Source organism: Pseudomonas sp. Z1-14 (genome assembly GCF_051132005.1).
Lineage (GTDB): Bacteria > Pseudomonadota > Gammaproteobacteria > Pseudomonadales > Pseudomonadaceae > Aquipseudomonas.
Genome location: NZ_CP071646.1, coordinates 3,246,823 through 3,259,540 on the forward strand (window position 1 = coordinate 3,246,823; position 12,718 = coordinate 3,259,540).

Sequence of the window (12,718 nt, forward strand, 5' to 3'; positions counted from 1 at the left end):
CGAGTCGATGAACACAACAACAGCGATTTTCACGGATGAACTACGCGTTGCCGTCGTCATCCCCAGCTATCGGGTCACCGCACACATCGCCGGCGTCATCGACGCCATCGGGCCGGAAGTCTGGCGCATCTATGTCATTGACGATGCCTGCCCGGACGGTTCGGGCGGGCATGTCCTGGCCTCCTGTGACGACCCTCGGGTCAAGGTGCTGCCCCATGACATCAACAAAGGTGTGGGGGGTGCGGTCATGACCGGCTATCGAGCAGCCCTCGCTGACGGCGCGAGTATCATCGTCAAGGTCGACGGCGACGGTCAAATGGACCCGACCCTGATTCCGCTGTTCATCGAACCGATCCTGGCGGGTGAAGCCGACTACACCAAGGGCAATCGGTTTTTCGACCTGGAGGAAGTCCAGTCGATGCCGCGAATTCGTCTGTTCGGCAATGCCGTGTTGTCGTTGATGGCCAAACTGTCGACGGGTTACTGGGATCTGTTCGACCCGACCAACGGCTATACCGCGATTCACCGTGACGTCGCCAGGCTGCTGCCCCTGGACAAGGTCAGCCAACGCTATTTTTTCGAGACCGACATCCTGTTCCGCCTGAACACCGTGCGCGCGGTGGTAGTGGATATTCCGATGGAAGCCCGCTACGGCGATGAGGTCAGTCACCTGAAGATCTCGAAAATCGTCGGCGAATTTCTCTTCAAGCATCTGCGCAACTTCACCAAGCGCGTGCTCTACAACTACTACTTGCGCGACATGTCCCTGGCTTCGATCGAGCTGCCGATCGGGATCCTGATGTTCGTGTTCGGCATCCTGTTCGGCAGTTATCACTGGTTCGAGTCGGCGCAGCATGGCGTCGCAACGCCAGCCGGCACCGTGATGCTCAGTGCATTGCCCATGCTCATGGGGCTGCAATTGATCATGGCGTTTCTCGGTTATGACATCGCCTCGGTCCCCAACAGGCCTCGGCATTCCAGGCGCAGGGCCACTTCATTGCGGGAAGAAAAGTCGTTAAAGCGCTAAGAGATTTTTTATCGGACCCGTCGCTCAAGACGCTGGACGTCGATGGCTGCGAACGCCTTGAACTTCACGGCAAGGTGCTTGAACGCAAGCAAATGCTCAGGGAAGTCTTCGTGGAATTCCACCACGCGTTCCGTCGACTGGCAGACCGCTATTTCCAGGTCGGGGGTCTTGAGGTGGAGTTGGGAGCGGGCATCGCGCCCATGCGCGATTCGTACCCGCACGTATTGGCCACGGACGTTGTCGCCAGCGAGAAACTCGACATGGCGCTCGATGCCCAGGCAATGAGCCTGGACGATGATTCGGTCAGGGCCTTTTATGGCCAGAACTGTTTTCACCACTTTCCTCACCCCGAGCGCTTTTTCACGGAGCTGGAAAGGACGCTCAGGATCGGCGGCGGGGCCATTTTGATCGAGCCCTTTCACGGCCCCTTTGCCGCGTTCCTCTATAAGCGCCTGTTCAAGTCCGAAGGCTTCGACATGCACTTCCCCTCTTGGCATACACCGTCGACCGGCCCCATGAACGGCGCCAACCAGGCCCTCAGCTACATCGTTTTCGTTCGCGACCGGCAGGCGTTCGAGCACAAGTACCCGGGCCTGGAGATCGTCCACCAGGAAATCTGCGGCAACTACCTGCGGTATCTGGTTTCCGGTGGCCTGAACTTTCGCCAGCTATTGCCTGACGTATTCATCCCTGTGCTCAAGGTCATCGAAAAACTGCTGTATCCGTTGCGCCGGATACTGGCGTTGCACCACATCGTGGTGATCCGGAGGACGTCTTGACCTTTATCCGATACGGCGCCATCCAACTCGTGGCCTATGGGTTGGACATGGGGACGTTTTTGCTGCTGCTCGCGCTATTCGATAGTCAACCCGTGCTGGCCAACGTCGCTGGCAAAGTCGTGGCCGGGACGTTCGCGTTCTTTTCGCATCGGCATTTCACATTCCAGTCGACACGCGTTGGCAGCAAGGCTCAAGCGCTGCGCTATTTTTCACTGCTCGCCATTAATGTTCCGCTCGCTTCGGTGCTGCTCAGCGCGGGGCTGTACCTCATCGACAACCCTGTCCCGGTGAAATTTGTCAGCGACGTGATCTGCGTAGCGCTGACCTACTGGATCAGCAAGCGGTTCGTGTTTCGTACCGATACGCACCCGCCGGCTCCCGCTGACCGAGCCGAAGGCGCACGACCATGACGCTACTGATTACCGGCGCGACCGGCTACATTGGACGACGCTTGAGTGCCCTCGCGGCGGCAAGCGGTCACGAAGTCATTTGCGCCACCCGCAAGCCGTGCCCTGCCCCCTATGCCTGGCTTCCTTATGATCTGCGGGGCCCGGCGCCCGAGTGCCCGGCCGGCACTCAGGCGGTGATCCATCTGGCGGCCGACACATCACCCGATACTGACACTAACGCGAACGCTGAAATAAACGCGGCCCTGGCGCTGATCGATTGCGCCCGACAAGGCTCGGCCAGGTTCATCTTCATTTCCAGCCAAACCGCCGAGGCCATGGCCCCGAGCGTTTATGGCCAGACCAAGTGGCGCATCGAACAGCACGTGCTGGCTGCCGGGGGTACCGTGGTCCGCCCCGGGCAGGTGTATGGCGGCCCCGAGTGCGGGCTCTTTGGCCTGTTGACCGGGCTGGTTCGCCGGAGCCCGTTCACTCCGATCCTCTTGCCGGCGCCTTGCGTGCAGCCCATTCATGTCGACGACCTCGCGGCCGCGATACTGGCCGTCGCCGAGCGGGACGACATTCATGGTGAGGTCCTCAAGCTGGGTGCCGTAAAACCGATTGCCTTTGGGCGCTTCCTGAGCGCCATTGCGACGCACCGGGTCCGCGCCGTGCGCATGCCAATTCCTCTGCCGGTGGCATTGCTCAGGCTGTTGCGGCTGATATTCGGACGATCCTTGAGCAGAAAGCTGGGCCTGGAGCGGATCTTTTCCCTTATTCATCTGCCGCCCATGGACAGCGAGCGTTCCATGGAAAAACTCGGCATCGCGTTGCGCCCCCTTGCCCACGGCATGCATCGCTCCGGCCATGGGCAACGTCGAGGCCTGCTTCAGGAAGCGGCGGTGCTCTTGGGCTACCTGCTCAAACGCCCGCCGCAAAAAAGCCTGGTAAGGCGCTATGCAAGGGCACTGGAGCGTGCGGGCAAAACCCGTCCTGTCATTCACTCACGCCTGCTGATGGGCTGGCCGATACTCTTGACGCTGCTGGACAACCCCGGCGTCCTGCGCACACCCGAGGGCCAGGAACTGGCCTGGCGCCTGCAGGTTGCACTCGGTATCGCCGAAGCCAGCCCCCAAGGCGCGCAGGTGTTCCTCGGCACCCGATGGCCGCGCAGCCTTGTCGCCACGCTGGCTGCGTTGGGACTCACCTCGGTCAAGGCGTTGGTGTGGAAGATAGCGGCGTTGTCGTGCCGTGCTTTTGCCCGCCCGCTGCTGCTTGGAAGTGAAGCCCACCGTGAAGCCTGAGTTCGATGTGATCATTGTCGGCAGCGGCCCAGCCGGGACTTCAGCGGCCTATCCGCTGGTCAAGGCGGGCCTGCGAGTGCTCATGGTCGATGCCCAGGCCAACAGCGACTCACCGGTGCCGCCAACCCGCCCATTCCTCAGTGCCAGGGCCGACGACGCGCATCAGTGGAAATGGATGATCGGCGAAAACTTCCACGCCCTGGACCAACTGGACGCCGTATCGCCCAAGCTGAAGACGCCGACCCACGCCCATGTCTTCGAAGGGTTCAGCGCCGGCAATCGCATCGAGACCGAAAACTTCATCGGCATCGGATCACTGGCCACCGGAGGCCTGTCCAATGCCTGGGGTTGCGGCGTGGCAACGCTGGGCGCCGGTGACTTTGCCGGGCTGCCCATCGATTATTCCGAGATGCAGGCGTCCTACGAAACAGTCGCGCGCCGGATCGGTATCAGTGGCCGGCTCAACGACGATCTCTCCAGCTACTTCGGTCTGGATGAGTGGTCGCAACCACCCCTGCCGCTGGACAACCTGCATCAGCGCTTGCTCGACCGCTACACCCGGCGCCGAGCGGTGTTTCCCGACCTGGGGTTTCGCCTTGGCCGTTCAAGGGTCGCCGCCTTGAGCCAGCCCCTCGACGAGCGCAAGGCCTGCGATCTTTCTGGAAACTGCTTGTGGGGCTGTCACCACCAAGCCTTGTACAGCGCCTCGCAAGAGCTGCGAAAACTCAAGCAATACCCTGGGTTCCAGCACGTCCAGAATTTCCTGGTGGAGGATCTGCTGAAACAGGACGACTCATGGACCATCACCGACCATCGCTCCGCCCGGCGCTTGCGCGGTGCGCGCCTGTTGCTGGCGGCGGGCACACTGGCCTCGACCCGGCTCGTCCTCAAGTGCCTGAACCATTCGACACCGGTGCCGCTGCTGTCATCACCGACGGCGGCCTTCCTGCTATGGCTGCCAAGAATGCTCGGCACCCCGAGAGTGCCGGCATTTGGCCTGGGCCAGCTCTCGTTCACTCTGGAGTTGAAGTCCGGCGCCACGGCTTTCGGTTCGACGTTCAGCACCACGGGCTTGCCCATGACCGAGTTCGTCAGCCGGATTCCCATGAGCAAACGCTACAGCATCGAATTGCTGAGGAACCTGCTCAACGCGTGCGTCGTCGGCAACATCTTCCTTCCCGGGCAGCTGTCCAGCAACACGGCGCTGCTGCGCCCCAACGGTTCGTTGAGCATCACCGGCCAAGTGCATCCCGAGCTCCCCGGGATCATGAAAGCCGCCGAGACCAGGCTGCGGCGGATCTATTGGAAGATGGGCGCGCTGTTGATGCCCATGAGCTTCACCGTCGGCAGACCGGGAGCAGATATCCACTATGCGGGAACCCTGCCCATGCACTCGACGCCGAAGATTGGCCAGACCGATCGCCTTGGCCAAGTCGCAGGCCTCGACGGCGTGCATGTCGTCGACGGCGCCTGTCTGCCCAGCCTTACCGAGAAATCGCACACGTTGACCCTGATGGCCAATGCGGACCGGATAGCACGCTCTCTGACAACAATGATAGGAAATCAGCAGTCATGACCCGCAAGGTACTCTGCATCGTCGGTACACGCCCGGAAGCCATCAAGATGGCCCCGGTGATCAACGCCCTCAAGGCCGAGAAAAACATCGAGTGCCGGGTGCTCGCCACCGCCCAGCACCGCGGCCTGCTCGACCAGATACTGAAAGGCTTTGCGATCAATGCCGACCTCGACCTGGACATCATGCGTCCCAACCAGTCTCTGGCAGCGCTGACCTCACGCCTGCTGCGTGAACTCGACGGCGTTCTGCAAGCCGAGAAACCGGATGTCGTACTGGCTCAAGGTGACACGACCACCGTCATGAGCGCCGCACTGGCGTGTTTCTACCTGCGAATTCCCTTCGGCCATGTCGAAGCGGGCCTGCGTACCGGGGACTTGTACAATCCGTTCCCCGAGGAGGCCAACCGGGTGATCGCCGGCAAGCTGGCCCGCTGGCATTTCGCGCCGACCCAGGGCGCCGTGGCCAACCTGCTGGGCGAAGGTGTTGCCGCCAGCGATATCACCCTGACCGGCAATACCGTGATCGATGCCTTGCTGATGACCGCGGCACAGGACTCGGCCTTGACCGTCCCACTCGATGCGCACAGACGCATGGTGCTGGTGACCTGCCATCGTCGGGAAAACTTCGGCGAACCGTTCCAGGATATCTGCCAGGCACTCAAGCGCCTGGCCGAACGGAACCCGGACATCCAGATCCTCTATCCCGTCCACCCCAACCCGAACGTCAAGGACGTCGCCCATCAACTGCTCGGCCGAACCCCGAACATCATCCTCTGCGCACCGCTGGACTACGCTCCGTTTGTCGCGGCAATCAAGCGCTCATACCTGATCATCAGCGATTCCGGGGGCGTGCAGGAAGAAGCCCCTGCCCTGGGTAAGCCGGTGCTGGTACTCAGGACAGAAACCGAACGCCCCGAAGCGGTCGACCTCGGCGTGGTCAAGTTGGTGGGCGCCAATCGGGACACCATCGTTGAACAGGCACAGCATCTCCTGGATGACCCTGAGGCCTATCAGGGCATGGCGCGGGGCGTTTCCCCCTATGGCGACGGCAGGGCCGCAACGCGTATTGCCGACGTCCTGCGCCAGCACTTTCAGTCATGAGAATGATCTACCTGTCCCCGGTGCCATGGGCCAGTTTCAGCCAGCGCCCGCATCATTTCGTCAGCTGGTATCACCACCAGACTGGCGCACAGGTGCTCTGGATCGACCCCTATCCGACGCGCTTGCCCACGTTGAACGACATCAGGTCCAAGCCGCCTGTTGCCGATCAGCACAGCGTCACCGTTCCCCCCTGGTTGCACATTTGCAAACCCCGGAGCCTTCCCATTGAGCCGCTTCCAGGCTCGGCAATGCTACTCAAGCAACTGTGGCGCAACCTGTTCAAGGAGACTGCGGCGTTTGCCGCCGCCGGCCCTTGCCTGATAGGTGTCGGAAAACCCTCCGAACTGGCCTTGCAACTGCTGGCACGCATGCCTGCAAGCCCCGCCGTCTACGACGCGATGGATGATTTCCCGGCCTTTTATCAAGGCCTGTCACGCCGGTCCATGGAGCGTCGCCAGGCGCAGCTTATTCGACGGGTAGGCAAAGTTCTGGCCTCCTCCAGCCACCTGCGCAATAAACTCCTGGGCATGACCGACCAGGTGGAACTGGCTCTCAATGCCTGTGATGTGCACGGACTTGCGCCAGTTGAAAGCCCGGACCTTGTCGCCAGACAACAGGTGCTTGGTTATGTCGGCACCCTGGGTCGTTGGTTCGACTGGGACCTGGTCACCGCGCTGGCCCAGGCCAACCCTGGAAACCGGATCCGGCTGATTGGCCCCGTCTTCACACCGGCGCCCTGCGTATTGCCCGCCAACATCGAGCTGCTACCCGAGTGTTCCCATGCCGATGCAATGACGGCCATGACAACGTTTTCGGTAGGCCTGATTCCGTTCAAGCTCAACCGCCTGACCGCCTCGGTCGACCCGATCAAATACTACGAGTACCGCGCCCTCGGCCTGCCTGTCATCTCGACCCGCTTCGGTGAAATGGCCCTGCGCGACCGGGAGCCGGGCGTCTGGATCGTGGATCAAGGGACTGACCTGCGCAACACCGTCGTTGCAGCGCTCGCCAGTCAAAGCGACCATGCCACCGTTCAGCAATTTCGTCAGGCGCATCTCTGGGCCAAGCGTTTTTCGGCGGTAGTCATGCCTGCCTCATTGGAGAAACCAGAAGTCTGGTAAATCATCCGGCAGCCACAAAGCCCCGCTGCAGGTCCTCGATCAACACCTCGACATCCTCCAATCCCACATGCAATCGCACCACCGGGTTCAACGCCCGATCCTCGGCGCTCTGCCGATCCTGGGTATCGGCAACGGTCACCAGACTCTCGAACCCACCCCAGGACGCCCCCAACCCGAACACCTGCAACGCATCGATAATCAACGCACTGGTGCGCCGGGCTTATGAGCTGATCAGGAACAATCAGGGGCATATGTTCGACCAAGTGCCAGGGCACATCGCGGATCAATTGACCCTTGATATCGTCCGGGCGTTGAAAGGACTTTTGAGCAGCAGTCATGCTTGCCCTCCCTGTCCATCAGCCAGCGCCGCGCCGTTGAGGTAATGGTCGCCCAGCAGCCGACGCTGGGTCAGCAACGCCGGCTCGGCTGCATCCGGCAACGGCCGCGGCAAGCTGCGCCCGGCCAGCTCGAAGAATAGATGGGCGCCGACACGCGCCGCCTCGGCAGCAGCCAGACGAAAGGCAATGGCAGCCGATTGGGAGGCGTTGGCGCGTTCGAGCAACGCATCGGCAGCGTCGATACGGATACGCAGGTCACCGACCGCGGCGACCACCAGGGCTTCATGTCGCGCGCTCTGCCCGCGCAGGTAGTCAAGCAGAGCCGCCTCGACGTGGCGGGCATGGGCGAGGTCGCTGCGACCCTGGGAGTGTGAATGGGACATGCTCGATACCTCAGTTCCAGGAGTGACGTTGCGGCTTGATGTCGTTGAGAAGCTGGTTGCCGACCAGGTGATATTTCCAGCGCACCGGGTCATGCAGGGTATGGGTCCGCGCATTGCGCCAGAATCGGTCCAGGCCCTGGCTGGCCGAGACGCTGCGCGTGCCGCCCAGCTCCAGCAGGCGGCTGGAAGCCTCCAGGGCAATCTCGGTGGACAGCACCTTGGCCTGGCCTACGACCACAGAGGCTTCGGCGACCCGTTCCTCACTGGGCTCGGCGACCGCAAGATCGACCGCTTGGGCCGCGCGCTGCAAAATCGCCTCGGCCGCTTGCAGCCGCCAGGCCAGCTCGCCGATCAGCGCTTGGCCTAGCGGATCCTGCCAACCGTATTGCAGGCCGCTGTCGACCCAAGGACGCGCCTGGCGGGCGACACGCAGGGTCTCGGCGAAGGCACCCCGGGCAATGCCGGTGTCCACCGCGGCCTGGATGATCTGCGAAATCGGACCATCGGAAGTGGGCTGGTCATAGGCTTTCCAGGCAGGTACCACGTCGCGGGCAGGCACGCGTACGCCTTCGATGCGCACCTGGCCGCTGGCGGTGATGCGTTGGCCGAAACCGTCCCAACTGTCGATCACCGTCAGTCCGGCGGCATCGCGCGGAACCAGCGCGATATGCACATGCCCCGCCTCGTCCACCGCGGCTACCGGCACGATATGAGCGAACAATGCACCGGTGCAGTAGGCCTTTTCGCCGTCGAGTACCGCCGTGTCACCCTCGAAGCGGATCTGCGTCTGGAAGGTCGTGACGTATTGGCTTCGCGCTTCGGAAAAAGCGTTACCAAAGCGATACCCCTCGAGCACCCTGGCGTAGTAGCGCCGCTTCTGCTCTTCGCTGCCGGTCAAACCAAGATTGCTGAGTACTCCAAAATGGTTTTGCGGCAACTGGCCGAGGGAGGAATCGGCTGCGGAGATGATGGCGATCACTTCGCTCAGCGTGACATAGGACACCCCGGCGCCACCGTAGGCCTTCGGCACGCTGATCGCCCACAACCCGCTTTCGGAAAAGCGTTCGAGTTCTTCCCAGGGCAGTCGTCGTTCTTGGTCGCGGGTTGCCGCCTCGCGAGCAAAATCCCCGGCCACACGGTGCGCCACCGCGATCGCCTCGGCGTCGCTGCGAATGAGGTGGGCCGGGCGCCGAGGCACCGGACGAACCTGCTCGGACGGATCAATAGTCGCTGAATGGCTCATGTGCTGCTCCTTTCGTAACGGGTTCATCAACAGCCAGAGCACAGTCCGCACCAACCCGTTAAACCCTTTATTTTCAAAGAGTTGTGAACCAGCAGCGGGCTGGACAAAGCCCCTGCAACAGCAAACTGCGGATTCACTGTTGCCCACAAGACAGCGGAAAACCGGCACTCAACCGGTCTTGCCGCCCAGATAGAACTGCTGGATATCTTCCCGCGCCGCCAACTCCGCACCGCTGCCCTCACCCACGACCCGACCGTTTTCCAGGACGTAGGCGTAGGTGGCATGGCGCAGCGCAACGTTGATGTTCTGTTCGGCCACCAGGAAGCTCATGCCTTCCTGGGCATTGAGCTGGGCGACGATGGCAAAAATCTCCTCGACGAGGATCGGCGCCAGCCCCATCGAAGGTTCATCCAGCAATACCAGCCGAGGTCGGGTCATCAGCGCCCGACCGATGGCAAGCATCTGCTGCTCGCCACCGGAGGTCAGCCCGGCCTGGGTCTTGCGCTTGGTCTTGAGACGTGGGAACCAGGCGTAGATGCGCTCCAGATCCTGTTCCAGTTCCCGGCGCGTCGGGTTACGCAGGAAACCGCCGGTGCGCAGGTTGTCCTCGACAGTCAGGTGGGCGAACACGTGGCGCCCCTCCAGCACATGGACAATGCCCTGGCGGGCCAGCAGGTTGGCGGCGACGCCGGCGGTATCCTGACCCTGGAAAGTGATCCGGCCGCGGCTGACTTGCGCACGGTCAGCCTGGACCAACCCGGAAATGGCCTTGAGCGTGGTGCTCTTGCCAGCCCCGTTGGCGCCCAGCAGCGCAACGATGTCGCCCTGCCCGACCCGCAGGGAAACCCCGGCCACGGCGAGGATCGCGCCGTCGTAGATGACTTCGATGTCGTGTACCGCCAGCAACTCGCTGCTTGCGGTGCCCGCAAGGGCCGCAATGGTCATGGGTTCTTCCTCCTCGTGCGCACGGCTACTGCGCCGCGCAATCGCGGGCCGTTACGCCCTTTTCTTTCGCATACTCGGCGGCCTTGGCGTCGATCAATGGGCGCAACGTCGCGCGGTCGGCCTGGACCCAGTCGGTGATCAGTTTCCATTGCTGGCCGTCCCATTGTTGTACCTTGGCTGCCCCGCCACCTTCATGGTCGCTGCAAGACAGCTTCAGCGGCTGCATCAGTCCAAGGAAACCGATCTCCTTGAGACGCGCGTCATCGAGGTCGAGATGCTCCAGGCCCCAGCGACCTTCCTCACCGTTGAGCGGGCGATTGCCGAACTTTTTCTGCCCGGTGCGGATCGCCTCGACGGCAATGGCGGCATTCACCAGGCCGGAGTTGTAATAGACGCTGCCGAAACTCTTCGGATCCTTGAGATCGCTCTTGCCGGTATCAAGGATGTACTGGCGAATGCGTTGGTGGATGTCGAAATCGGCACCGCCTGGATAGGGTGTCAACGCCAGGTAGCCCTTGCCGGCCTCGCCGGCCGGCAACACGTCCTCGTTGGAACTGGCCCAGATGTCGCCGACGATGCGCTCCACCGGGTAGCCGAAACGCGCCGCGGTCTTGATCGCTACCGGCGTGGATACACCCCAGGTACGCAGGAACACCCAGTCCGGCTTGAGCTGCCGCACCTGGCGCCACTGCCCGGCCTGTTCGTTGCCCGGATCCGCCACCGCGATCTGGATGTTCTCGAAGCCATACTTCTGCGCCAGCAGCGCCAGCGGCCCCTGGGTTTCCCGACCATAGGCCGAGTCATGGTAGACGGTGGCGATCTTCTTGCCCTTGAGCTTGTCCAGCCCGCCCTCACGCTCAGCCACATAATTGATGAATGCCGAGGCCTCGCTGTAGAACGTCAGCATGGCCGGGAAATTGTAGGGAAACACCCTGCCATCGGTGGCCTCGGTACGGCCGTAGCCGAGGGTGATCAGCGGAATCCGGTCGGCTTCGGCCTTGTCCGCGAGGGCATAGGCCGCCGGTGCACCGTTGGGCTGGTAGACCGCCACCGGCGCGCCGTTGAGGCCGTTCTTGAAGCGCTCGTAGCACTCGATGCCTTTTTCCGCCGTCCATTCGGTCTCGCACTCCTGCCAGACCAGCTTGACACCGTTGATCCCACCTTCCACCTCGTTGATGTAGCGCAGATAGTCGATCATTCCGGCCCACACCGGAATGCCGCTGGAGGCATAGGCCCCGACCCGGTAGGTGGCCAGGGGGAAGAACTGTTCGTTGGCCGCCTGGGCAACCGGTACCAGCGTTGCGCAGGCACCCAGTGCCAGGCCGATGGCAGCGAGGCTGCGTTTTAAAGTTGCATGCATGTTGGTCTTCTCGATTGGGTCTTGTGCAGTGTTGGAAACCTCCTTTCCCTCGGTAGGGTCAAGGTTCGTTGGGTTGTGGGAAGGCGCTCAGAACCGCAGCGGCCAGACCCTGATGCGTTCACGCAGGTCACCGAGCAGGCGTGCCAGCCCTTCCGGTTCCTTGATCAGGAACCAGATGATCAGGCCACCGAAGAGCACCTTCTGCAGGTTTTGCAGTTGCCCGGCATCGACGTTGCCGTTGAACAGCCATAGGCCGGCATGGCTGAGCAGGATCGGCACGAGGCTGATGAAGGCCGCGCCGATGAAGCTGCCGGCAATGCTGCCCATGCCACCGATAATGATGATGAACAGAATCTGGAACGAACGATTGATGTCGAAGCTGCCTGCACTGGCCGTCCCCAGGTACGCGAACGCCCAGAGCGCCCCGGCGATTCCGAGGTAGAACGAACTGACGGCGAAGGCCATGCGCTTGTCGCGCTCCACGGCGATCCCGATGACAGCGGCAGCGGTGTCCATGTCCCGGATGGCCATCCAGTTGCGGCCAATCTGGCTGCGCACCAGGTTGACCGCCACCGAGGTCAACAGCACCACGCAACTGAGGGTCAACAGGTAGCGACCGACCGGGGTGCCGAGGTTATGGCCGAACAGCTCCAGGCGTGGCGCGCTGATGGTGCCGGACGAGGCGTAGTTGTAGAACCAGGGGAATTTGGCAAATACCCATTCCAGGAAAAACTGCGAGGCCAGCGTGGTGACCATCAGGTAAAAACCCTTGATCCGAGAACTTGGAATGCCGAACAGCAGCCCGACCAACCCGGCAATCACTCCACCGCCAAGCAGCGCCAGTGGCAACGGCAGCCCGGGCACGCGCAGCAGCAAGCCGTATGTGGCGAACGCGCCCACGGCCATGAAGCCGGCGGCACCGACCGAGGTCTGGCCGGTGTAGCCGGTCAACAGGTTCAGCCCCACGCCTGCCAGCGACAGCACCAGGAAGGGAATCAGGATCGCGTTGAGCCAATAGTCATTACCGAGCCACGGCAACCCGATAAAAGCCACCAGTAGCAGCAACAAGAGGCCCGGCCGCCAACGCCGGCGCACCAGGGTCAGGGGTGAGTCGTCGAAGCTGGCAGTGAGGCGCGCAACAGTAGCGGTCATGGCG

At 62.3% G+C, this 12,718-nt stretch carries 12 protein-coding genes and 2 pseudogenes; 8 read left to right on the forward strand and 6 right to left on the reverse strand.

Going from position 1 to position 12,718, the window contains the following annotated elements; all coding sequences use genetic code 11:
• The first annotated feature begins 7 nt into the window (after positions 1-7).
• The 8 genes and pseudogenes from J3P89_RS14495 to J3P89_RS14530 all read left to right on the forward strand — a co-directional run bounded on the left by J3P89_RS14495 (position 8) and on the right by J3P89_RS14530 (position 7,293).
• The gene (locus tag J3P89_RS14495; protein ID WP_434694594.1) at positions 8-1,027 is read left to right on the forward strand and encodes a glycosyltransferase family 2 protein; all 1,020 of its coding nucleotides are present in this window, start codon (positions 8-10) and stop codon (positions 1,025-1,027) included.
• A gap of 281 nt (positions 1,028-1,308) precedes the next feature.
• A pseudogene (locus tag J3P89_RS14500) lies at positions 1,309-1,368 on the forward strand (hypothetical protein); the annotation flags it as partial.
• 135 nt (positions 1,369-1,503) lie between these two features.
• The gene (locus tag J3P89_RS14505; protein ID WP_434698077.1) at positions 1,504-1,806 is read left to right on the forward strand and encodes a hypothetical protein; all 303 of its coding nucleotides are present in this window, start codon (positions 1,504-1,506) and stop codon (positions 1,804-1,806) included.
• Positions 1,803-2,216 (forward strand): GtrA family protein, encoded by a 414-nt coding sequence (locus J3P89_RS14510; RefSeq protein WP_434694595.1) that lies wholly within the window; start codon positions 1,803-1,805, stop codon positions 2,214-2,216. Before J3P89_RS14505 ends, J3P89_RS14510 begins: the two co-directional genes overlap by 4 nt.
• A complete protein-coding gene (locus tag J3P89_RS14515) occupies positions 2,213-3,496 on the forward strand; it encodes an NAD-dependent epimerase/dehydratase family protein (protein ID WP_434694596.1) in 1,284 nt (427 codons plus the stop codon). Before J3P89_RS14510 ends, J3P89_RS14515 begins: the two co-directional genes overlap by 4 nt.
• A complete protein-coding gene (locus J3P89_RS14520) occupies positions 3,486-5,072 on the forward strand; it encodes a GMC oxidoreductase (RefSeq protein ID WP_434694597.1) in 1,587 nt (528 codons plus the stop codon). The genes J3P89_RS14515 and J3P89_RS14520 overlap by 11 nt, the downstream gene beginning before the upstream one ends.
• The gene (wecB, locus tag J3P89_RS14525) at positions 5,069-6,172 is read left to right on the forward strand and encodes a non-hydrolyzing UDP-N-acetylglucosamine 2-epimerase (RefSeq protein WP_434694598.1); all 1,104 of its coding nucleotides are present in this window, start codon (positions 5,069-5,071) and stop codon (positions 6,170-6,172) included. The genes J3P89_RS14520 and wecB overlap by 4 nt, the downstream gene beginning before the upstream one ends.
• The gene (locus tag J3P89_RS14530; protein WP_434694599.1) at positions 6,169-7,293 is read left to right on the forward strand and encodes a glycosyl transferase; all 1,125 of its coding nucleotides are present in this window, start codon (positions 6,169-6,171) and stop codon (positions 7,291-7,293) included. Before wecB ends, J3P89_RS14530 begins: the two co-directional genes overlap by 4 nt.
• Position 7,294: 1 nt before the next feature.
• Here J3P89_RS14530 and J3P89_RS14535 read toward each other — a convergent pair.
• The 6 genes and pseudogenes from J3P89_RS14535 to J3P89_RS14560 form a co-directional block, all read right to left on the reverse strand.
• A pseudogene (locus tag J3P89_RS14535) lies at positions 7,295-7,489 on the reverse strand (PLP-dependent transferase); the annotation flags it as partial.
• Positions 7,490-7,627: 138 nt separating this feature from the next.
• Positions 7,628-8,014 (reverse strand): hypothetical protein, encoded by a 387-nt coding sequence (locus tag J3P89_RS14540; RefSeq protein ID WP_434694600.1) that lies wholly within the window; start codon positions 8,012-8,014, stop codon positions 7,628-7,630.
• Positions 8,015-8,024: 10 nt separating this feature from the next.
• The gene (locus tag J3P89_RS14545; protein ID WP_434694601.1) at positions 8,025-9,257 is read right to left on the reverse strand and encodes an SfnB family sulfur acquisition oxidoreductase; all 1,233 of its coding nucleotides are present in this window, start codon (positions 9,255-9,257) and stop codon (positions 8,025-8,027) included.
• A gap of 168 nt (positions 9,258-9,425) precedes the next feature.
• A complete protein-coding gene (locus tag J3P89_RS14550; protein ID WP_434694602.1) occupies positions 9,426-10,202 on the reverse strand; it encodes an ABC transporter ATP-binding protein in 777 nt (258 codons plus the stop codon).
• A 25-nt stretch (positions 10,203-10,227) separates the two neighbouring features.
• A complete protein-coding gene (locus J3P89_RS14555) occupies positions 10,228-11,562 on the reverse strand; it encodes an ABC transporter substrate-binding protein (protein WP_434694603.1) in 1,335 nt (444 codons plus the stop codon).
• A gap of 87 nt (positions 11,563-11,649) precedes the next feature.
• Positions 11,650-12,714, reverse strand: a complete 1,065-nt coding sequence (locus J3P89_RS14560; protein ID WP_434694604.1) for a branched-chain amino acid ABC transporter permease — start codon at positions 12,712-12,714, stop codon at positions 11,650-11,652.
• Positions 12,715-12,718: the final 4 nt, after the last annotated feature.

Bases quoted from the DNA above. Each gene is read 5' to 3' on its own strand.
- J3P89_RS14495 (WP_434694594.1), top strand. From the start codon at position 8: ATGAACACAACAACAGCGATTTTCACGGATGAACTACGCGTTGCCGTC.
- J3P89_RS14505 (WP_434698077.1), top strand. From the start codon at position 1,504: ATGCACTTCCCCTCTTGGCATACACCGTCGACCGGCCCCATGAACGGC.
- J3P89_RS14515 (WP_434694596.1), top strand. From the start codon at position 2,213: ATGACGCTACTGATTACCGGCGCGACCGGCTACATTGGACGACGCTTG.
- wecB (WP_434694598.1), top strand. From the start codon at position 5,069: ATGACCCGCAAGGTACTCTGCATCGTCGGTACACGCCCGGAAGCCATC.
- J3P89_RS14530 (WP_434694599.1), top strand. From the start codon at position 6,169: ATGAGAATGATCTACCTGTCCCCGGTGCCATGGGCCAGTTTCAGCCAG.
- J3P89_RS14540 (WP_434694600.1), bottom strand. From the start codon at position 8,014: ATGTCCCATTCACACTCCCAGGGTCGCAGCGACCTCGCCCATGCCCGC.
- J3P89_RS14545 (WP_434694601.1), bottom strand. From the start codon at position 9,257: ATGAGCCATTCAGCGACTATTGATCCGTCCGAGCAGGTTCGTCCGGTG.
- J3P89_RS14550 (WP_434694602.1), bottom strand. From the start codon at position 10,202: ATGACCATTGCGGCCCTTGCGGGCACCGCAAGCAGCGAGTTGCTGGCG.
- J3P89_RS14555 (WP_434694603.1), bottom strand. From the start codon at position 11,562: ATGCATGCAACTTTAAAACGCAGCCTCGCTGCCATCGGCCTGGCACTG.
- J3P89_RS14560 (WP_434694604.1), bottom strand. From the start codon at position 12,714: ATGACCGCTACTGTTGCGCGCCTCACTGCCAGCTTCGACGACTCACCC.